Source organism: Stenotrophomonas sp. Steno-Z1 (assembly GCF_056393175.1).
The window spans coordinates 1,120,656-1,140,723 of the sequence record NZ_JBWJPB010000001.1; the positions used below are offsets into that span (position 1 = coordinate 1,120,656).

General features: G+C 67.9%; 19 protein-coding genes. 17 read left to right on the forward strand and 2 right to left on the reverse strand.

The window, feature by feature from the left end; translation table 11 throughout:
• The first annotated feature begins 64 nt into the window (after positions 1 to 64).
• The 5 genes from mntR to AC06FD_RS04890 all read left to right on the forward strand — a co-directional run bounded on the left by mntR (position 65) and on the right by AC06FD_RS04890 (position 3,911).
• Positions 65 to 520, forward strand: a complete 456-nt coding sequence (mntR, locus tag AC06FD_RS04870; protein ID WP_478077124.1) for a manganese-binding transcriptional regulator MntR — start codon at positions 65 to 67, stop codon at positions 518 to 520.
• A complete protein-coding gene (gene tadA, locus AC06FD_RS04875) occupies positions 513 to 1,037 on the forward strand; it encodes a tRNA adenosine(34) deaminase TadA (protein ID WP_259202992.1) in 525 nt (174 codons plus the stop codon). The genes mntR and tadA overlap by 8 nt, the downstream gene beginning before the upstream one ends.
• 98 nt (positions 1,038 to 1,135) lie before the next feature.
• Positions 1,136 to 1,705 (forward strand): oligoribonuclease, encoded by a 570-nt coding sequence (gene orn / locus AC06FD_RS04880; RefSeq protein WP_259202991.1) that lies wholly within the window; start codon positions 1,136 to 1,138, stop codon positions 1,703 to 1,705.
• A 68-nt stretch (positions 1,706 to 1,773) separates the two neighbouring features.
• A complete protein-coding gene (locus AC06FD_RS04885; RefSeq protein ID WP_478046941.1) occupies positions 1,774 to 2,643 on the forward strand; it encodes an EcsC family protein in 870 nt (289 codons plus the stop codon).
• 155 nt (positions 2,644 to 2,798) lie between these two features.
• Positions 2,799 to 3,911 (forward strand): alkene reductase, encoded by a 1,113-nt coding sequence (locus tag AC06FD_RS04890; protein ID WP_478077125.1) that lies wholly within the window; start codon positions 2,799 to 2,801, stop codon positions 3,909 to 3,911.
• 1,059 nt (positions 3,912 to 4,970) lie between these two features.
• On the opposite strand, the gene AC06FD_RS04895 is transcribed toward AC06FD_RS04890, so the two are convergent.
• Positions 4,971 to 5,453 (reverse strand): REP-associated tyrosine transposase, encoded by a 483-nt coding sequence (locus tag AC06FD_RS04895; protein WP_478077126.1) that lies wholly within the window; start codon positions 5,451 to 5,453, stop codon positions 4,971 to 4,973.
• Positions 5,454 to 5,755: 302 nt separating this feature from the next.
• The gene (gene ppsA, locus AC06FD_RS04900; protein ID WP_478077127.1) at positions 5,756 to 8,134 is read right to left on the reverse strand and encodes a phosphoenolpyruvate synthase; all 2,379 of its coding nucleotides are present in this window, start codon (positions 8,132 to 8,134) and stop codon (positions 5,756 to 5,758) included.
• A gap of 143 nt (positions 8,135 to 8,277) precedes the next feature.
• On the opposite strand from ppsA, the gene ppsR reads away from it, so the two are divergent.
• The 12 genes from ppsR (at position 8,278) to AC06FD_RS04960 (ending at position 20,027) form a co-directional block, all read left to right on the forward strand.
• Positions 8,278 to 9,099 (forward strand): posphoenolpyruvate synthetase regulatory kinase/phosphorylase PpsR, encoded by an 822-nt coding sequence (gene ppsR, locus AC06FD_RS04905; RefSeq protein ID WP_259202984.1) that lies wholly within the window; start codon positions 8,278 to 8,280, stop codon positions 9,097 to 9,099.
• 104 nt (positions 9,100 to 9,203) lie between these two features.
• Positions 9,204 to 9,716, forward strand: a complete 513-nt coding sequence (locus tag AC06FD_RS04910) for a DUF1249 domain-containing protein (protein WP_259202983.1) — start codon at positions 9,204 to 9,206, stop codon at positions 9,714 to 9,716.
• Between the two features lie 60 nt (positions 9,717 to 9,776).
• Entirely contained in the window at positions 9,777 to 10,265 is a 489-nt protein-coding gene (locus AC06FD_RS04915; RefSeq protein WP_259202982.1) for an NUDIX hydrolase, read from the forward strand.
• A 517-nt stretch (positions 10,266 to 10,782) separates the two neighbouring features.
• Entirely contained in the window at positions 10,783 to 11,397 is a 615-nt protein-coding gene (locus AC06FD_RS04920; RefSeq protein WP_259202981.1) for a CDP-alcohol phosphatidyltransferase family protein, read from the forward strand.
• A 49-nt stretch (positions 11,398 to 11,446) separates the two neighbouring features.
• A complete protein-coding gene (phaE, locus tag AC06FD_RS04925; RefSeq protein WP_478077128.1) occupies positions 11,447 to 12,571 on the forward strand; it encodes a class III poly(R)-hydroxyalkanoic acid synthase subunit PhaE in 1,125 nt (374 codons plus the stop codon).
• Entirely contained in the window at positions 12,568 to 13,635 is a 1,068-nt protein-coding gene (gene phaC, locus AC06FD_RS04930) for a class III poly(R)-hydroxyalkanoic acid synthase subunit PhaC (RefSeq protein ID WP_259202979.1), read from the forward strand. Before phaE ends, phaC begins: the two co-directional genes overlap by 4 nt.
• A complete protein-coding gene (locus tag AC06FD_RS04935; RefSeq protein ID WP_449336328.1) occupies positions 13,632 to 14,003 on the forward strand; it encodes a YfeK family protein in 372 nt (123 codons plus the stop codon). Before phaC ends, AC06FD_RS04935 begins: the two co-directional genes overlap by 4 nt.
• Positions 14,004 to 14,053: 50 nt before the next feature.
• Complete coding sequence (locus AC06FD_RS04940) at positions 14,054 to 14,257, forward strand: PspC domain-containing protein (RefSeq protein WP_259202977.1); 204 nt, start codon at positions 14,054 to 14,056, stop codon at positions 14,255 to 14,257.
• On the forward strand, positions 14,254 to 14,694 hold the full coding sequence (locus AC06FD_RS04945) for a hypothetical protein (protein ID WP_259202976.1): 441 nt from the start codon (positions 14,254 to 14,256) through the stop codon (positions 14,692 to 14,694). Before AC06FD_RS04940 ends, AC06FD_RS04945 begins: the two co-directional genes overlap by 4 nt.
• A 162-nt stretch (positions 14,695 to 14,856) precedes the next feature.
• A complete protein-coding gene (locus tag AC06FD_RS04950) occupies positions 14,857 to 15,072 on the forward strand; it encodes a hypothetical protein (protein WP_259202974.1) in 216 nt (71 codons plus the stop codon).
• 134 nt (positions 15,073 to 15,206) lie between these two features.
• On the forward strand, positions 15,207 to 17,585 hold the full coding sequence (locus AC06FD_RS04955) for a Tex family protein (protein ID WP_478077129.1): 2,379 nt from the start codon (positions 15,207 to 15,209) through the stop codon (positions 17,583 to 17,585).
• 237 nt (positions 17,586 to 17,822) lie between these two features.
• Positions 17,823 to 20,027: a PAS domain S-box protein gene (locus AC06FD_RS04960; protein ID WP_478077130.1), complete on the forward strand. Its 2,205-nt coding sequence runs from the start codon at positions 17,823 to 17,825 to the stop codon at positions 20,025 to 20,027.
• The last annotated feature ends 41 nt before the right edge of the window (positions 20,028 to 20,068 follow it).

Genomic DNA, 20,068 nt, shown 5'->3' on the forward strand with positions numbered 1-20,068 from the left:
GCGGGGTGCGTTAAACTGGCGCCCTTGCGGCCCTCGCCATCGCCGGCCGCCCGCTGGAGTTCCAATGCCTTCATCCGTGCGCAAGACCCCCCCGCTGATCGATGCCCAGGTCCACGTGGAGGGGTTCGTGCAGGTGCGCGAAGCGCGCCGCTCGGAACTGGTGGAAGACTACGTGGAGCTGATCGCCGATCTGATCGCCGACGGCCGCGAGGCCCGCCAGGTGGATATCGCCACCCGCCTCGGGGTGGCGCAGCCGACCGTGGCCAAGGCGCTCAAGCGCCTGGTGAAGGAGGGCTGGGCGGTGCAGCGGCCATATCGGGGGGTGTTCCTGACTCAGGCCGGGGAGGCGCTGGCGGTGGAAATGCGTGCCCGCCACCAGACCGTGGAGCGCTTCCTGCTGGCGCTGGGCGTGGACGCCGACTCGGCGCGTCGCGACGCCGAGGGCATCGAGCACCATGTGAGCGAGGCCACCCTGGCCGCGTTCGAGGCATTCGTCCGCAAGGCCGACGGCCATGGTTGAGTCTGTAGCCAGCCCGCCGCCGCTGGGCGTGCCGGTCCACGACCGGGACGAGCACTGGATGCGGCATGCGCTGGCGCTGGCCGAGCGCGCCGAGCGCGAGTTCAACGAGATCCCGGTGGGTGCCCTGCTGGTGGGGGCCGACGGTCAGGTGCTGGGCGAGGGCTGGAACCTCAACATCGCCGACCACGATCCCAGCGCGCATGCCGAGATCGTGGCGATGCGGCAGGCGGGCAGGGCCGTCGGCAACCATCGGCTGCTCGGCAGCACGCTGTACGTGACCCTGGAGCCCTGCGCGATGTGCGCCATGGCCGTCGTGCATGCCCGCGTGGCGCGCGTGGTCTACGCGGCCAGCGATCCCAAGACCGGTGCCTGCGGCAGCGTGTTCGACCTGCTGGGCGATCCGCGCCACAACCATCGCGTGGAGATCCATGGCGGGGTATTGGCCAAGGATGCCAGCACGCGGCTGACCAATTATTTCCGCGCCAAGCGCGGCAAGCCGCCGCTGCTGCTGGAATAGCACCGTCGCAGCGGCCGGGTGACGTCGGGGCGGTATCATGTCGACCCTACTCATCCCGGTCGGCGCCCGCGGCGCCGTCCCTTGCACAAGGCGTAGACATGGCTGACAACGGCGCAGAAGGCGAACGATTGATCTGGATCGACCTGGAAATGACCGGTCTGGATACCGACAACGACGCGATCATCGAGATCGCCACCGTGGTCACCGATGCGCAGTTGAACGTGCTCGCCGAAGGCCCCGAGTTCGCCATCCACCATCCGGTCGAACGGCTGGAGGCGATGGACGAGTGGAATCGCACCCAGCATCGCCGTTCCGGCCTGTGGCAGCGCGTGGTCGAGAGCACGGTGACGCTGGGCCAAGCCGAGGCGCAGACGGTGAACTTCCTGGCGCAGTGGATCAAGGCCGGCGCCTCGCCGATGTGCGGCAACTCGATCTGCCAGGACCGCCGCTTCCTGCACCGCGAGATGCCGCGCCTGGAGAAGTACTTCCACTACCGCAACCTGGACGTGTCCACGGTGAAGGAACTGGCCAGGCGCTGGGCACCCGGCGTGGCCGCCGGGGTGGGCAAGACCGCCAGCCACACCGCGCTGAGCGACGTGCACGATTCCATCGAGGAGCTGCGCCACTACCGCCAGTTCATGGGCGCGCTGTCGGGGCTGCCGGGCTGACCGACCCTGCGCCGGCCGCCGGCGGGCACGCACACGCCGTTCAACCGGCCGGGGCTATGATCCGGGCCATGAACGCCATCACCCGCAGCACGCCACCCCCGCTGGAAACGCAGATCCTGCCGACCTCGCAGGACTGGGCCGACCTGCAGCGCGCCGTCGCGCTGCTGGAGTCGCCCACGCTCACCGCCAAGATGGCCAACCTGATCGGTTCGCCGCTGGAGTTCGCGGTGAAGAAGTTGCCCGCCGTGGTGTCCAGGCGCATCCACGGCGCGGTCGAGGCGGCGCTGTTCAAGTCCGCGCAGGCGGCGCTGTGGAGCATGGACAACACCCCCGGCAAGGCGGCCTCCACGCGCTGGCACAAGCTGGCTGCGGCGACCAGCGGCGCGGTGGGTGGGGCATTCGGGTTCACCTCGCTGTTCATCGAACTGCCGGTCTCGACCACGATCATGATGCGCTCGGTGGCGGACGTCGCCCGCAGCGAGGGCTTCGACCTGCGTGAGCTGAGCACCCGGCATGCCTGTCTGGAAGTGTTCGCGCTGGGCGGCAATGCCGGCAGCGACGACGCCAGCGAAACCGGGTACTACATCACCCGTGGCTTCACCGCCGAGGTGATGCGGCACCTGTCGGCCGAGCTGGCCGGGCGCGCCGCCGGCGGGGGCGGGGTGATGATCGGGCTGACGCCGAAGGAAGCCGGCAAGTGGCTGGCCAAGATCGTGGAGAAGGTGGCCGCGCGGTTTGGCGTGGTGGTCACCGAGAAGTTCGCCGCGCAGGCGGTGCCGATCATCGGCGCGGTCACCGGGGCCACGCTCAATACGATGTTCACCGACTACTACCAGGACATGGCGCGGGGCCACTTCATCGTGCGCCGGCTGGAGCGCAGCTACGGCTATGAAACGGTGCGTGCGGCGTACACGATGCTGGCCGACCAGCGCGGCTGAGCGCTACCGGCGGCGTGCAGCGGCTTGTAGCGGCGTGCAGCGGCCAGGCCGGGGATCGTTGCGCTGGCGTCACAACTGTTTTGCCGCGCCGACGCTGTTGCGTCGCCACGTGCGCCCCCATCCTTCGGGCAGACCTGTTCCGAAGGATACCTTCCATGTTGTTCACCCCCTACCGCATGGGCGCGCTGACGCTGCCCAACCGTATCGTGATGCCGCCGATGACCCGCTCGCGCGCGGCCGATGGCAATGTCGCCACGCCCCTGATGGCCGAGTACTACGCACAGCGCGCGTCCGCGGGCCTGATCGTCAGCGAAGGCACCCAGATCAGCCAGCAGGGCCAGGGCTATGCCTGGACGCCCGGCATCCACGACGAGGCGCAGATCGCCGGCTGGCGCGGCGTCACCGATGCGGTGCATGCCGCCGGCGGGCGTATCGTGGCCCAGCTCTGGCACGTAGGGCGCGTCTCGCACACCGCATTGCAGCCGGGCGGCGCGGCGCCGGTGTCCTCGTCGGCGCTGTTGGCCGAGGGGGTCAAGGTATTCGTCGATCCGCAAGGCAGGGGCCCGCAGGGCGGCGTCGGCGACATGGTGCAGCACTCCATGCCGCGCGCGCTGGCGATCGATGAAATTCCCGGCATCGTGAATGACTACGCCCAAGCCGCCCGCAACGCGATCGAGGCCGGCTTCGACGGCATTGAGCTGCACGGCGCCAACGGCTACCTGATCAACCAGTTCATCGACTCGCAGGCCAACCAGCGCACCGACGGCTATGGTGGGTCGCTGCAGAACCGGCTGCGCTTCCTGCGCGAGGTGGTGGAGGCGGTGGCAGCGGCGATCGGTGCCGAGCGCGTGGGCGTGCGTCTGGCGCCGTTGACCACGCTGCAGGGCGCGGTGGATGACACGCCCCAGGCCACCTACCTGGCCGCCGCGCACGTGCTCGACAGCATCGGCGTCGGCTATCTGCACATCGCCGAAGCCGACTGGGACGATGCCCCGGTGATGCCGGTGGCGTTCAAGGAGGCCCTGCGCATGGTCTACCGCGGCACGCTGATCTACGCCGGCAAGTACACCGTCGAACGCGCCGAGGAAGCGCTCGCCAAAGGCTGGGCCGACCTGATCGCCTTCGGGCGCCCGTTCATCGCCAACCCGGACCTGCCGGCACGGTTGCAGCACGGCCTGCCGCTGAACGCGCCGGACAAGGCCACCTTCTTCGGTGGCGGCGCCGAAGGATTCACCGATTACCCGGTCGCCGAAACCGCCGACGCCTGACGGCGACTGGCAAGACCGACGATCAAGCAACGCAGCGCGCGTAGAGCTGACCGTTGGTCAGCTGCTCTCCGATCCGACGTCGCGATATCGGAAGGATCCGCCGCACTGCGTGCGGCAGCCGACCAACGGTCGGCTCTACGGGTGCTGCGTTCGTCGCGATATCGGAAGAGTCCGACGTAGAGCTGACCGTTGGTCAGCTGCCCTCCGACCCGACATCGCGGTATCGGAAGGATCCGCCGCGTTGCGTGGGGCAGCCGACCAACGGTCGGCTGTACGGGTGCTGCGTTCGTTGTGATATCGGCAGGGTCCGACGGCGTAGAGCTGACCGTTGGTCAGCTGCCCTCCGACCCGACATCGCGGTATCGGAAGGATCCGCCGCGTTGCGTGCGGCAGCCGACCAACAGTGCGGCAGCCGACCAACGGTCGGCTCTACGGGTGCTGCGTTCGCCGCGATATCGGCAGGATCCGACGTAGAGCTGACCGTTGGTCAGCTGCCCTTCGATCCGACGTCGCGGCATCGGAAGGATCCACCGCGTTGCGTGGGGCAGCCGACCAACACGCAGCCGACCAACGGTCGGCTCTACGGGTGCTGCGTTCGTCGCGATATCGGCAGGGTCCGCCGTAGAGCTGACCGTTGGTCAGCTGCTCTTCGATCCGACGTCGCGGTATCGGAAGGATCCGCCGCGCTGCGTACGGCAGCCGAGCAACGGTCCACGGTGCCGCAGCCGACCAACGGTCGGCTCTACGGGTGCTGCGTTCGTCGCGATATCGGCAGGGTCCGACGTAGAGCTGACCGTTGGTCAGCTGCCCTCCGACCCGACGTCGCGGTATCGGAAGGATCCGCCGCGCCGCGTGGGGCAGCCGTCCAACGGTCTACGGTGCCGCAGCCGACCAACGGTCGGCTCTACGGGGTGCTGCGTTCGTCGCGATATCGGCAGGGTCCGACGACGTAGAGCTGACCGTTGGTCAGCAGCTCTTCGATCCGACGTCGCGGTATCGGAAGGATCCGCCGCGCTGCGTGGGGCAGCCGACCAACACGCAGCCGACCAACGGTCGGCTCTACGGGGGACGGGGCGTTGCGGGTGGTAGGTCGTCGATGGGCCATCGACACCACGCGAATGGATAGTGTCCGATTGCATGTGCCAAGCCGGCACGGACCGGGTTGGCGAGGATGTAGGCCGCCTGATGGCGCAGGTCTTCGTCGTTTCGCAGCGTGTGGTCAAAGTAGCCCGCCTGCCAGAGAGGCCCGCTGCGGTTCAATTGCCGATTCACCAGCAGGCTGCTGCGCGACTTGAACCGCTGCATGCAGCCACCGAGGGAGCCGTGTCGGAGCTGCATCAGCCAATGCACATGGTCCGGCATCACCACCCAGGCGAAGTTGCGGACCGTCTGTTTCTGCGCCAGCGCCTGCATTACCTGCGCCACGTGCTGTGCCAGACAAGGCTGCCGAAAGTGAGGGACACGGGAATGGACGACGCTCGTCAGTGCATAGATGTTGCCTACGCTGGAGTGGCGGCCATGATGGAGGCGTGGGCTGGACATGCCATCAGGATGTGGCTGGCCTGACGCGGAAAAAATCAGGCGATGTCCATTCAGGGCGTGGGGATGTGGGTGGGGCAGCCGACCAACGGTCGGCTCTACGGTTTTGCAGCCGACCAACGGTCGGCTCTACGGGGGCCGCATTCGTTCGTAGCGCTGACCGTTGGTCAGCTGCGCTTCGGCCCGACGTCGTGGTATCGGACGGAACCGATACATTTCTTGGAGCAGCCGACGAGCGGTCGGCTCTACGCCCAAAAACAAAACCCCGCTTGCGCGGGGTTTTGTTCGTCAACCTGCGAGCCGTATCAGCTGTTGGCCTTCAGCTTGGCCAGGCGCAGCCAGGTGTCGACCACGGTGTCCGGGTTCAGCGACACCGACTCGATGCCTTCCTGCATCAACCATTCGGCCAGGTCCGGGTGATCGGACGGGCCCTGGCCGCAGATGCCCACGTACTTGCCCTTGGCGCGTGCGGACTTGATCGCCATCGACAGCAGCTTCTTCACCGCCGGGTTCCGCTCGTCGAACAGGTGCGCGACGATCGAGGAATCGCGGTCCAGGCCCAGGGTGAGCTGGGTCAGGTCGTTGGAACCGATCGAGAAGCCGTCGAAGATCTCCAGGAACTCATCGGCGAGCAGTGCGTTGGACGGCACTTCGCACATCATGATGATCTTCAGGCCGTTCTCGCCCTGCTTCAGGCCGTTCTGCTCCAGCACCTCGACGACCTTGCGGCCCTCTTCCAGGGTGCGCACGAACGGGATCATGACCCACAGGTTGTCCAGGCCCATCTCGTTGCGCACGCGCAGCACGGCCTTGCATTCCAGTGCGAAGGCGGCCGAGAAGCTCGGGTCCACGTAACGGCTGGCGCCGCGGAAGCCGATCATCGGGTTCTCTTCGTGCGGCTCGTAGCTGCTGCCGCCGATCAGGTTGGCGTACTCGTTGGACTTGAAGTCCGACAGGCGCACGATCACCGGGTTCGGGGCGACCGACGCGGTCAGGGTGGCGATGCCCTCGGCCAGCCGGCCGACGTAGAAGCTGACCGGATCGGCGTAACCGGCGATCTTCTCGTCGATCTTTTTCTTGGTCGCCGCGTCCTGCCGGTCGTACTCGAGCAGGGCGTTGGGGTGGATGCCGATGTGGCTGGCGATGATCATTTCCAGGCGGGCCAGGCCGATGCCGGCGTTCGGCAGCTGGCCGAAGTCGAAGGCACGTTCCGGGTTGGCCACGTTCATCATGATCTTCAGCGGCGCCGGCGGCATGTTGCCCAGGTCCGTGGTGGTGCGCTCGAACTCGAGAATGCCGTCGTAGATGAAGCCGGTGTCGCCCTCGGCGCAGCTCACGGTCACCTGCTGGCCATCCTCGATCAGCTGGGTGGCGTTGCCCGAGCCGACCACCGCCGGCACGCCCAGCTCGCGGGCGATGATCGCCGCGTGGCAGGTGCGGCCACCGCGGTTGGTCACGATCGCCGAGGCGCGCTTCATCACCGGCTCCCAATCGGGATCGGTCATGTCGGCGATCAGCACGTCGCCGGGCTGCACGCGGGCCATGTCCTCGAGCGACTTGACCACGCGCGCGGTGCCGGCACCGATCTTGGCGCCCACGGCGCGACCTTCGGCCAGCACCTTGCCGTCCTTCTGGCTCAGCGCGAAACGTTCGATCTGGGTGGCATGGCCACGCGACTTCACCGTTTCCGGACGGGCCTGCACGATGAACAGCTTGCCGCTCACGCCATCCTTGGCCCACTCGATGTCCATCGGGCGGCCGTAATGCTTTTCGATCACCAGCGCCTGCTTGGACAGTTCCTGCACGTCCTCGTCGCTGATGGAGAACACGTTGCGCTGCTCGGCCGGGGTGTCCTCGATGCGCACGCGCTCGCCGGGCACGTCCGAGTACACCATGCGGATCGCCTTGCTGCCCAGCGAACGGCGCAGGATCGCCGGCTTGCCGGCGCTCAGGGTGGGCTTGTAGACGTAGAACTCGTCCGGGTTGACCGCACCCTGCACGACCATTTCGCCCAGGCCGAACGAGGAGGTGACAAACACCACGTCGCGGAAGCCGGACTCGGTGTCCAGGGTGAACAGCACGCCGGAGGAGCCCACGCCGGAGCGCACCATCAGCTGGACGCCCGAGGACAGGAAGACGTCCTCGTGCTTGAAGCCATGGTGGACGCGGTAGGCGATGGCGCGATCGTTGTACAGCGAGGCGAACACTTCCTTGACCTTGAGCACGACATCGTCGGCGCCGGTCACGTTGAGGAAGGTTTCCTGCTGGCCGGCGAAGGACGCATCGGGCAGGTCTTCGGCGGTGGCCGAGGAGCGTACCGCCACGGCCACGTCGCCGCCGCCGTTCTCGTCGCACAGCTGCTGGTAGGCGTTGCGGATGTCCTGGTCCAGCTGCGGCTGCAGCGGGGCGTCGATGACCCAGCCGCGGATCTCCTTGCCGGCAGCGGTCAGCGCGGCGACATCCTCCACGTCCAGCGTGGCCAGCTTGTCGAAAATACGCTTGGAAAGATCGTTGTGCGCGATGAAGTCCTTGAAGGCTTCAGCGGTGGTTGCGTACCCGCCGGGGACAGACACCCCCAGACCGGCAAGATTGCCGATCATTTCGCCAAGCGACGAATTCTTGCCGCCTACGCGGGCCAGGTCGGCCAGGCGCAGTTCGTGCAACCACAGGATGTTCTCGTTCAAGCGCGATGCTCCGTTTGGCCATCGCCCGAGGCGGGCTGGATGGCCACGTCCGTAGGAAGAAGCCGATATGATGCCGGGCAGACCGCCGTCGGCACAAGCTTGTATCGACGGCCTTTTTAAGCTTCAGAGGGGGTAAAAGGCGCATGTCGACGATCCGTCCGGTGTTCTACGTGTCCGATGGAACCGGTATCACCGCTGAAACCATTGGGCATAGCCTCCTGACCCAGTTCTCCGGGTTCAGCTTCATTACCGACCGGATGTCGTTCATCGATGATCCGGAAAAGGCGCGCGAAGCCTGTGAACGGATCCGTGCAGCCGGGGAGCGCTACCAGGTCCGGCCGATCGTGGTCAGTTCCTGCGTGGACAGCGGCCTGAGCGTGATCCTGGCCGAAAGCGGCGGGCTCATGCTGGACGTGTTCGCCCCCTTCATCGAGCCGCTGGAGCGCGAACTGGCCGTCAACCGGCACTCCCGGGTGGGCCAGGCGCACGGCATGGTCGACTTCGAGACCTACCACCGGCGCATCAACGCGATGAACTTCGCGCTGACCCACGATGACGGCATCGCCATCAACTACGACGATGCCGACGTGATCCTGGTGGCGGTATCGCGGGCGGGCAAGACCCCGACCTGCATCTACCTGGCGCTGCATTACGGGGTGCGCGCGGCCAATTACCCGCTCACCGACGAGGACCTGGAGCACGACCGCCTGCCGCCGCGGCTGCGGCCCTACCGCAAGAAGCTGTTCGGGCTGACCATCGACCCGGACCGGTTGCAGCAGATCCGCCAGGAGCGCCGGCCGAACTCGCGCTACGCCAACCTGGAGACCTGCAAGCGCGAGGTCGCCGCGGCCGAGACGATGTTCCGGATGGAGCGCATCGCTACCCTGAGCACCACCCACACCTCGATCGAGGAGATCTCCAGCAAGGTGTTGACCACGCTGGGGCTGCAGCGCGAGCTGTACTGAGGCCGGGCCACGGCCACCACCGGCCGGTGAACCGTTTCGGCCCGGGCCCTTTGGCCGGGGCCGGGTCGCCCCCACGTTGGAGGATCAACGTGTAGGATCGACCCATGGCCCAGGCTTCCCCCCGCATCGAACGCATCCCCAGACTCAGCCGCCTGAGCTGGCTGATGGGGCTGTACGCGGAAAACTACCAGCACCTGGTGCGCCTGTTCGCGCCGGCCGAGCTGGTGCCCGGCAGCTACGTGTCCTCGGTCGGCGACGGCCTGGACGTGCGCCTGGATGTCATCGAGTGCCATCGCTACACGGTTGAGCTGCGCCTGACCTACGACTTCGCCGACCCGGTCACCGGGCAGCCGGACCCGTCGGCCTATGTGCGCCTGTACCGTGACGCGCGCCAGGCGGAGACCACCCATTGCTACGTCGGCCGCCGCTGGCAGGACGTGGTGGGGATGTACCCGCCTCCGGCCGAGCTGATCAGCCACCGCATGCGGATGAATACCTTCCTCGGCAAATGGCTGGAATACCTGGCCGAGCGCGGCCACGGCGTGGCCACCCTGCGCCGCGATGGCGATGCCTTGCCGGCCCCTGCCGACACCCGCCGCACCCAGGTCGCCGGCTGAGCCGACCGCGCCGCGGCGATCGCGCATAATCGGGGTTTGCGTTCCCAGAGCCCGCGCCTCATGCCCTATACCCCGATCATGGCCACCCTCGGCTACGTGCTGTCACCCGATGGCACCCAGGCCCTGATGATCCACCGCAATGCCCGGCCGGGCGACCTGCACCTCGGCAAGTACAACGGGCTGGGCGGCAAGATGGAGCGCGACGAAGACGCCGCCGCCTGCATGCGCCGGGAGATCCGCGAGGAAGCCGGGATCGAATGCGGCACCATGCGCCTGCGGGGCACGATCAGCTGGCCGGGGTTCGGCAAGAACGGCGAGGACTGGTTCGGGTTCGTCTTCATCATCGATGACTTCACCGGCACCCCGCTGACCTCCAACCCGGAGGGCACGCTGGAGTGGGTGGACCTGGACAAGCTGGACGCGCTGCCGCTGTGGGAGGGCGACCGCAGCTTCCTGCCGCTGGTGTTCGGCGAGGACCCGCGGGCCTTCCACGGGGTGATGCCTTACCGCGACGGCGCGATGCAGTCGTGGAGCTTTACCCGCCTGTAAGCAGCACGGCGGCCCAGGCCGGCCATTGCGCTGCCCGGCACCATCGACGCGCCCGCAGCCGCTGGACCTGCGTTCTGGCAGGCGCCGGCAATCGCCGTATGGACGGGCAGCGGCTCGATCTGGTTGCACTCATCGCCCGCTGCGGAAGCGAGTGGGCAGGAGCGGGCAGGACGGGCGGCGGCGGGGCCCGTCGCGCACCATAGCGCACCGCGCTGCGGGGCCACAGTGCCTGCGGAGCAGCCGGAGATAACGGCGGGTGATCAATAAATCACCACCGTCGCGTCTATTGAGACTGAGTTGTCCACAGGGGGTGTGGATGACTGGTGCGCAAGTTTGTGGATAAGCGGTGGCAGCCCCCGCCGCTCCTTGCTGTCAAGATGGGTGGTCAAAAATTCACCGCAGGTCGTCGTCGCGTGAAGGCGACGGCAACGCGGACCGGGATGCTGGCGGCCATCTGCTCTGTGACGGTTCGGGCCGGTCGCGGTACTCTCTTGCGATTGCCGTCAACAGATATTCCATGAAACGTCACTTCTCGATGCTGCGCGAGTTCCACCTGGCGGACTGGTTCACCCTGGCCAACGCCTTCTGCGGCACCGGCGCGGTGTTCGCCGCGATGCGCTTCCTGCAGGATGGCGAGCGCAGCTACCTGCTCTTCGGCATGGCGCTGATCCCGCTGGCCTTCATTTTCGACGCGCTGGACGGGCGCATCGCGCGCTGGCGCAAGTCCAGTTCCACCTTGGGCCGCGAGCTCGACTCGCTGTCGGACATCATTTCCTTCGGCGTGGCCCCGGCCGCGCTGGCCTATGCCTGCGGTATGCAGGGCGGCTGGGACTGGCTGGTACTGAGTTACTTCGTGTGCTGCGGGGTGAGCCGGCTGGCGCGCTACAACGTGACCGCCGAGGCCCTGGCCGGCGAAGGCGACAAAGTGCCGTACTTCGAGGGCACGCCGATCCCGACCAGCCTGGCGCTGGTGGTGGTGCTGGCCGTGGCGGCCAGCATGGGCGCGATCGGCCAAGACCTGTGGCTGGGCCAGTGGCAGCTGGGCCCGTGGCAGTTGCACCCGATGGTGCTGTTGTTCGCGCTGTCTGGTTCGCTGATGATCAGCAAGACCCTGCGCATCCCCAAGCCGTGAGCCGGAACACGCCCATGCCGTTCGATTCGATCCTGCACGGAGTGTTGGCATGAGCACCGCCGGCAGCGGCAGCAATGCAGGCGACATCGAGGCCCTGGCGCGGCAGTATTTCAGCGCCTGGGGCGATGCGCTGCGGCATGCCGCGGTGCCGCCTGGGCCGGGCGGTCCCGGCGCAGCGGGGCAGGGCAGCTGGCAGCAGGCCATCGACTGGTGGGCGCAGATGATGCCCAACGCCACCAGCAGTCCGGCCGACGCGGCGGTGCACCGTTTCCGCGAACAGGCCGGCGGCTGGTACGGCACGATGCAGCAGGTGGCGGCCCAGTTCGCCGGCCGCGATGCCAGCAGTGCCGACGTGGCCCAGGCCTGGAAGCAGGCCGTGGAAGGCCAGGGCGACGGGCTGCTGCAGTGGATGCTGCAGGGCGCGCGCGGGCAGACCCAAGCCGGTGGACCGGACCTGCTGAAGCTGCTGGAAACGCTGCAGCGCGACCTCGGGCCGTGGCTGCAGAGCCCGGCGTTCGGTCCAGGCCGCGAGCACCAGGCCCGCTGGCAGGCGCTGCTGCGCGCCCAGCAGGAGTACCAGGCGCACTCCAGCGACTACGTGGACCAGATCAAGCAGGCGCTCGATGAGGCGTTCAAGCTGTTCGAACAGCGCCTGGCCGAGCATGAGCAGCCCGGCAACCAGCTGACCAGTGCCCGGGCGATGTTCGACCTGTGGATCGAGGCCGCCGAAGAGGCGTATGCCAAGGTTGCCATGTCCGAAGCGTTCCAGCGCATCTATGCGTCGCTCGGCAATGCGCAGATGCGCCTGCGCGCAGCGACCCAGCAGGAGATCGAGCGGGTCTGCGAGGCGATCGGCATGCCCACCCGCACCGAGATGGACGCGGCGCATCGCCGCATCACCGAACTGGAGCGGCTGGTCCGGCGGATGATGGCGGATGCGGCGCCGAAGGCCTCCTCCGCGCCGAAAACACCGCCGCCGGCGCGCACGCGCGCTGGCACGGCGTCGCCGGGCGCGGCCGCCGCTGCGTCGGCCAAGCCCTCCAGAACCGCCGCTGGGAAAGTCGTTCGTAAAGCCCCCGGTAAATCAGCCGGCAGTAAATCGGCGGAGAAATCCGCGCCCAAGGCCGCTGCAACCCCCGTAGCGGCCCGGCCGAAGAAGACGCGCACGCCATGAAAGGGCCCTTGGGCTTCAACGCGGACGACCTGCTGCAGGAAACCCTGGCCATGCAGCGCAAGCTGCTGGATGGGCTCACCCTGCTGCCGTCGGTGGAGGACGTGGACTACGGCGCCACCGCACGCGAGGAGGTCTGGCGCGACGGCAAGGTCGCGCTGTACCGGTTCGTCGGTACCGACACGCCGGTGCATGCGACCCCGCTGCTGATCGTCTACGCGCTGGTCAACCGCCCGTACATGGTCGACCTGCAGGCCGACCGCTCGCTGGTCCAACGCCTGCTGGCCCTCGGCCACGACGTGTATGTGCTGGACTGGGGCTACCCCGATCGGTCCGAGCGCTACCAGACCCTGGAGGACTACCTGCTGCGCTTCGTCGATGGCGCGGTGGACCACCTGCAGGTGCAAAGCGGGGCGCCGATCAACATGCTCGGCATCTGCCAGGGCGGGGTATTCGCGCTGTGCTATGCCGCGCTGCGCCAGCACAAGCTGGCCAACCTCATCACCATGGTCACCCCGGTCGACTTCCAGACCCCGGACAACATGCTCTCGCACTGGGCACGGCAGGTGGACGTGGACCTGCTGGTGGACACGCTGGGCAACATCCCGGCTGACCTGATGAATGCCAGCTACCTGATGCTCAAGCCGTTCCGGCTCAACGTACAGAAGTACGTCGGCCTGCTCGACATCCTCGACGACAAGGCCGCGCTGGAGGACTTCCTGCGCATGGAAAAGTGGATCTTCGATTCGCCCGACCTGGCCGGCGAGACGTTCCGTGACTTCATCAAGCAGTTCTACCAGGCCAACGGCCTGATGCACGACGGCGTGCGCATCGGCGAGGACACGGTGCAGTTGTCGCAGGTGACCCTGCCGGTGCTCAACATCTACGCCGAGCAGGACCACCTGGTGCCGCCGGATGCGTCACGCGCGATGCGCGGGCGGATTGGCAGCGCGGACTACACCGAAAGCAGTTTCCGCGGCGGCCACATCGGCATTTATGTGTCCGGACGCGCCCAGCGCGAGGTTCCCGGTACGATTACCGATTGGTTGAAGGAACGTTCCGCATGACCCATCGCACCCGATCCGTGCTCGCCCTGGCGCTCATCGCCCCCGGCCTTGCGCTGGCCGCCCCGACCGATAGCGCCCGCCGCGAGATTGCCGGCCTGATCGGTGCGTTGGATGGCTCCAACTGCCGTTTCCAGCGCAATGGCAGCTGGCACGATGCCGCCGAAGCGCGCGCGCACCTGCAGCGCAAGTACGACTACCTGCTCAAGAAAGACAAGGTGGACACCGCCGAGCAGTTCATCGAGCGTGCCGCCAGCCAGAGCAGCATGAGCGGCAAGCCCTACCGCATCGCCTGCCCGGGCCAGCCCGAGCAGACCGCCGCGGTTTGGTTCGGCGCCCGCTTGACGGCCCTGCGCCAACGCACGCCGTAGACATCGTCCGCGCTACAGTCCGCCATCGCCCGCTGCCGGAGACCGCTGCCATGAATGCCACCCCGCAACCGCTGTCGCGCTCGCTCAACGACCGCATGATCGCCGGGGTGATGGGCGGCATCGCGCACCGCTTCGGCTGGAGTTCCACCCTGGTGCGGGTGTTGTTCGTGCTGGTCTCGGTGCTGTCGGCGGCGTTCCCCGGCATCCTGGTCTACCTGATCCTGTGGCTGCTGATCCCCAACGAGGCCGATTGAGCCTGCCCACGCCGGCGCTGCGCATCCTGCAGGGGCTGGGTGCGCTGTGGACTGCGCCCAACACCCTGATCGGACTGGTTGCCGGCCTGGCAGGCATGCTGGCCGGTGCGCGTGCGTCATGGAATCAGCGCGACCTGGCGGTGGTGTTCCGTGAGTGGCCGTGGGGGCCGGGCGGGGCGATCACCCTGGGCAACGTGATCCTGCACACCGGCCCGGTGCTGGACGTGCCGTGCCGCACCTACGCCCACCAGGCGGGCGAGTGCACCGAGCCGGTGATCGGCCTGCACGACCACGAACGCGCGCATGTCTACCAGTACCTGGTACTGGGGCCACTGTACCTGCCGGTGTACCTGCTCTGCGGGGGCGTCAGTGCGCGCAATCCGTTCGAGCGGGCCGCCGATGTGTATGCGATGACCGGGCGCGGCTGGTGGCCGTAGCGTTATCTGGCCGTTAAATCCGCGTAAATAAAACGTCGTGCAATGCGACGTCATCTGCATGCAAACAATGGTTATTAGGCTAAATGACGTATCAGTCAGGTTCGCCGCGCTAAGCTGGTGGCTGTTGTATATGCACGATGCTTTATTGGAGGAACACATCACATGGCAATCGTTCTTTATGTCGGTGGTAGCAAGGATGGCGACAAGGGGCTGGTGCCCCATGGTTTCAGCAAGTCACGGGCCGATACCGACGCTGGGCCGGAGATCTACACCGAACGGTTCATGGAGCTTCCCGGGATTGGTCGGATCCGGGTGATGGCGCTGGAGTCGATGCGCGACGACCTGGTCCATCAACGCACGTCGCAGCTTTATCGATGAGCCGGTAGTGCCGGCCCGCGGTCGGCACCGCCCGCCATTGGCGACAGGTTAGGTGCCGGCTGTCAACGCCTTCCCCCCGCCGCCATGCATTGCCACAATCGGGTCTTTCCGTACTGCGGCTCCGGCCGGAAGCAATGCCTGACATCAAGCTCGCCCAGCAGATCGCCCAGACCATCGCCGAAGAAATCGGCGCCCAGCCTGCCCAGGCGCGTGCCGCCATCGCCCTGTTGGACGAAGGCGCCAGCGTCCCGTTCATCGCCCGCTACCGGAAGGAAGTCACCGGCGGCCTGGACGACACCCAGCTGCGCAACCTCGAAACGCGCCTGACCTACCTGCGCGAGCTGGAAGACCGCCGCGCCGCGGTGCTGTCCAGCATCGACGAGCAGGGCAAGCTCAGTGACGAGCTGCGCAACGATATCCTCGCCGCGGACACCAAGTCGCGCCTGGAAGACCTCTACCTGCCGTACAAGCCCAAGCGCCGCACCCGCGCCCAGATCGCGCGTGAAGCCGGGCTGGAACCGCTGGCCGACGGCCTGCTGGCCGATCCGACCCGGGACCCGCAGGTCGTTGCCGCCTCCTTCGTCGATACCGACAAGGGCGTGGCCGACACCAAGGCGGCGCTGGAAGGCGCCCGCGCCATCCTGATGGAGCGCTGGGGCGAAGATGCGGCATTGGTCGGCGAGCTGCGCAGCTGGCTGGGCGAGAACGGGGTCATCCGCGCCCGTGTCGCCGAAGGCAAGGAAGAGCAGGGCGCCAAGTATCGCGACTATTTCGATCATGCCGAATCGCTGGCGAAGATCCCCTCGCACCGGTTGCTGGCGTTGTTCCGCGCACGCCGCGAGGAAATCCTGTTCCTGGAACTGGACCCCGGCAGTGATGCCGAGGCCGGCCACGTGTACGCCGAAGGCCGCGTCGCCTACAAGGCCGGCATCCGCGACGCGGGCCGCCCCGGCGACCGCTGGCTGCTGGATGCGTGCCGCCTGACCTGGCGTGCCAAGCTGCACATGCACCTGCTGCTGGACCTGTTCAACCAGGCCCGCGAGAAGGCCGAGGCCGAGGCGATCGCGGTGTTTGGCGACAACCTCAAGGACCTGCTGCTGGCCGCGCCGGCCGGCCCCAGGACCGTGCTCGGGCTGGACCCGGGCATCCGCACCGGCTGCAAGATCGCCGTGGTGGACGCCACCGGCAAGCTGGTGGCCACCGACACCATCTACCCGCATGAACCGCGCCGGCAGTGGGACGCGTCGCTGCACACCCTCAAGCAGCTGTGCCAGAAGCACAACGTGGAGTTGATCGCGATCGGCAACGGTACCGCCAGCCGCGAGACCGACAAGCTGGCCGGCGACGTCATCAAGGCGCTGGGCGATGCCCGGTTGCAGAAGATCGTGGTCAGCGAGGCCGGCGCGTCGGTGTACTCGGCCTCGGAGTTTGCGGCCAAGGAGTTCCCGGACCTGGACGTGTCCATCCGCGGTGCGGTGTCCATCGCCCGCCGCCTGCAGGACCCGCTGGCCGAGCTGGTCAAGATCGAGCCGAAGGCGATCGGCGTGGGCCAGTACCAGCACGACGTGGACCAGTACCGGTTGGCCCGCGCGCTGGATGCGCGCGTGGAAGACTGCGTCAACGCGGTCGGCGTGGAGGTCAACACCGCCTCGGCCGCGCTGCTCGCGCGCGTGTCCGGGCTGTCCTCGACGGTGGCCGAGAACATCGTGCGCCACCGCGACGACAACGGCCCGTTCAAGCGCCGCAAGGACCTGCTCAAGGTGCCGCGCCTGGGCGACAAGACCTTCGAGCAGTGCGCCGGCTTCCTGCGCATCGCCGACGGCGACCAGCCGCTGGATGCGTCCTCGGTGCATCCCGAGGCCTACCCGGTGGTCGAACGCATCGTGGCCGCCACCGCGCGCCCGATCAAGGCGTTGATCGGCGATGGCAGCTTCCTGCGCGGGCTCAAGGCCGAACAGTTCACCGATGCGACGTTTGGCGTGCCGACCGTGCGCGACATCCTCAAGGAACTGGAAAAGCCCGGCCGCGACCCGCGCCCGGAGTTCAAGGCGGCGCAGTTCGCCGAGGGCGTTGAAGAACTCAAGGACCTCAAGGTCGGGATGATCCTCGAGGGCGTGGTCAGCAACGTGGCCGCCTTCGGTGCGTTCGTGGACATCGGCGTACACCAGGACGGCCTGATCCACATCTCCGCGCTGTCGGACACCTACGTCAAGGACCCGCGCGATGTGGTCAAGGCCGGCGACATCGTCAAGGTGAAGGTGCTGGAGGTGGATGTGGCGCGCAAGCGCATCGCCCTGACCCGGCGCCTGGATGACACCCCGGCCCCGGCCAAGGCCCCCGGCGAGCGCGATGCGCGCCCGGCCGGCGCAGGCGGTGGCCGCCGTGACGGTGGTGGGGCCGGCCCGCGCAATGGCGGCCGTGGCGGCCCGTCCGGTCCGCGCCCGGGCAGCGCCGCGCCGCCCGCCAACAACGCCCTGGCCGACGCCTTCGCCCGCGCCAAACGCGGCGGCTGAGCCTCCGCCGGGCAGGGTGCCGGGGGCCCGCCGCGTGCGGCCCCCGGCCTGTCCGGGCGGCTGCTCTGGCGGCGGCACTTCTGGTTTCACCCCGCTTTGGTCACACTTCCCCTCAAATGCCCGTAGGCTGGGGCTCGGGCGGGGAGGCCAGATGACAGTGCAGCAGGCAGGACCGGAGGACCGGGCGGGGCCCAACGCCGTGCGATCGCGCACGACGCCGCGCGCGTGGGCGTGCCGGTGAGCCACGATCGCACCGACATCGGGTCTGGCGGCGACCCCGCGCTGCGCGACATCACCGAGCGCCATCGGCGCCTGCAGATGATCATCGAGGGCACCGCCGCCGGCACCTGGGAGTGGAACATCCAGGACGGGCGGATGTGGGTCAACGAGCGCTGGGCACAGATCGTGGGCTACACCCGCGACGAACTGGCTCCGATCACCCCGGAGACCTTCTTCCGGCTGGTCCATCCCGACGACCTGGCCCAGTCCAACGCGCTGCTCAACGAGCACATGGAAGGACGCTCGCCGCACTACGACAGCCTGTGCCGGATGCGGCACAAGAACGGCCACTGGATCTGGGTGCAGGACCGCGGTCGCGTCTACGAGTGGGATGACGCGGGGCGCCCGCTGTGGATGGCCGGCGCGCATGCCGATGTAACCGACCTGCAGAACGCGCGCCAGGACGCGGCCAACATGCGCCAGCGCCTGCAGGCGGTGGTGGATGCGTCCGACGAGGTGGCGGTGATTGCCACCGACGTGGACGGGGTGATCAACCTGTTCAATACCGGCGCGCAGAAGCTGCTGGGCTACAGCGCCGAGGACGTGATCGGCAAGGCCAACCCCGGCCTGTTCCACGACCCCGACGAAATGATGGATTACCTGCGCCCGCAGGCCGACGCGGACGGGCGCATGCCGACCGTCTTCGAGGCGCTCACCGCCCAGGCCGCACAGGGCACCTGGTCGCACCAGTGGACGTTCGTGCGCAAGGATGGCGAGCATCGCCAGGTCCGGTTGTCGATCAGCCCGCTCAACTGTGCCGGCGGCCAGCGCCTGGGGTATGTGGGCATGGCCGTGGACATCACCCCGATGATCGAAGTGCGCGAGCAGGCCTACCTGGCGGCCGAGAAATTCTCCGGTGCATTCTCCTCGGCGGCGCTGGGCATGGCGCTGGTGTCGTTGGAAGGGCGCTGGATGGACGTCAACGATGCCCTGTGCGGCATCCTCGGCTACACCCGTGCCGAGTTGCTGGAGATCGACTTCCAGACCCTGACCCACCCCGACGACCTGCATGCCGACCTGGCGCTGGTCGGCGACCTGCTGGCGGGGCGCCGCGAGCACTACCACATGGACAAGCGCTACCTGGGCAGGGCCGGCAACGTGGTCTGGGGCCGGTTGTCGGTGTCGCTGGTGCGCTCGGAGCACGGCGAACCGCTGCATTTCGTGTCGCAGATCCAGGACGTCACCGCCCAGCGCCAGAGCAGCCTGCAACTGCGCGACTCCGAACAGCGCACCCGGGTCACCCTGGATGCGGTGGCCGACATGGTGCTCACCCTGGACCTGCACGGCCAGATCCAATATGCCAACGCCGCCGCGACCCGCGCGCTGGCGGGTGAGGGGGCCGCGCCGCTGACCCATGGCCAGGTGCAGGACGTGATGGAGCTGACCACCGAGTACGCGCCGCGGTCGCCCCTGGACATCGCGGTGCTGCTGGACCCGGACAGCAACGCGGTGGACCTGCACTCGGACCTGCTGCTGTCGGTGGGGGCACAGCTGGTGCCGGTCGATGTGACCCGGGCCTGGCTGCGTGGCGAGGATGGCCAGGTCACGGGTGCGGTCTGGGTGATCCGTGACGTCACCCAGCAGCGCGCCCGCCAGCGCGAGGCCCGCCACCTAGCCGAGGTGGACCCGTTGACCGAACTGAGCAACCGCCGCGGCTTCGAGGCGCACCTGCAGCAGGCCATCACCCGGGTGGCCCGCACCGGGCAATCGGCCTCGCTGATGTTCATCGACCTGGACAACTTCAAGCCGATCAACGACAGCCACGGCCACCTGGCCGGGGACGCGATGTTGTGGGCGGTGGCCAACGTACTGCGCCATGGGGTGCGCGACTCGGACATCGTGGCCCGGCTGGGCGGCGACGAGTTCGCGGTAATCCTGGCCGGTTGCTCGCTCAAGCGCGCCCGCCGCATCGCCAGCGACCTGCTCGAATCGGTGCGGAGCCTGACCATCCCGTGGGACCTGCAGCGGCTCAGCGTGGGCGCCAGCATCGGCATCGCGGCGATCGGCGGCAACATGAGCGTGGATTCGGCCGTGGCCGCCGCCGATGCCCAGTGCTACCGGGCCAAGGCGCTGGGCAAGAACAACGTCCAGGTCGAGGTGCCGCTCGGCCAGGCCAGCGACCCGCTGGACGCGGTCGAGACCAGCGAGGGCGGCGAGGGCTGAGCCCGCCGCCCGGGCCGCCCCCTTTGATTGGTCCGCCCTAA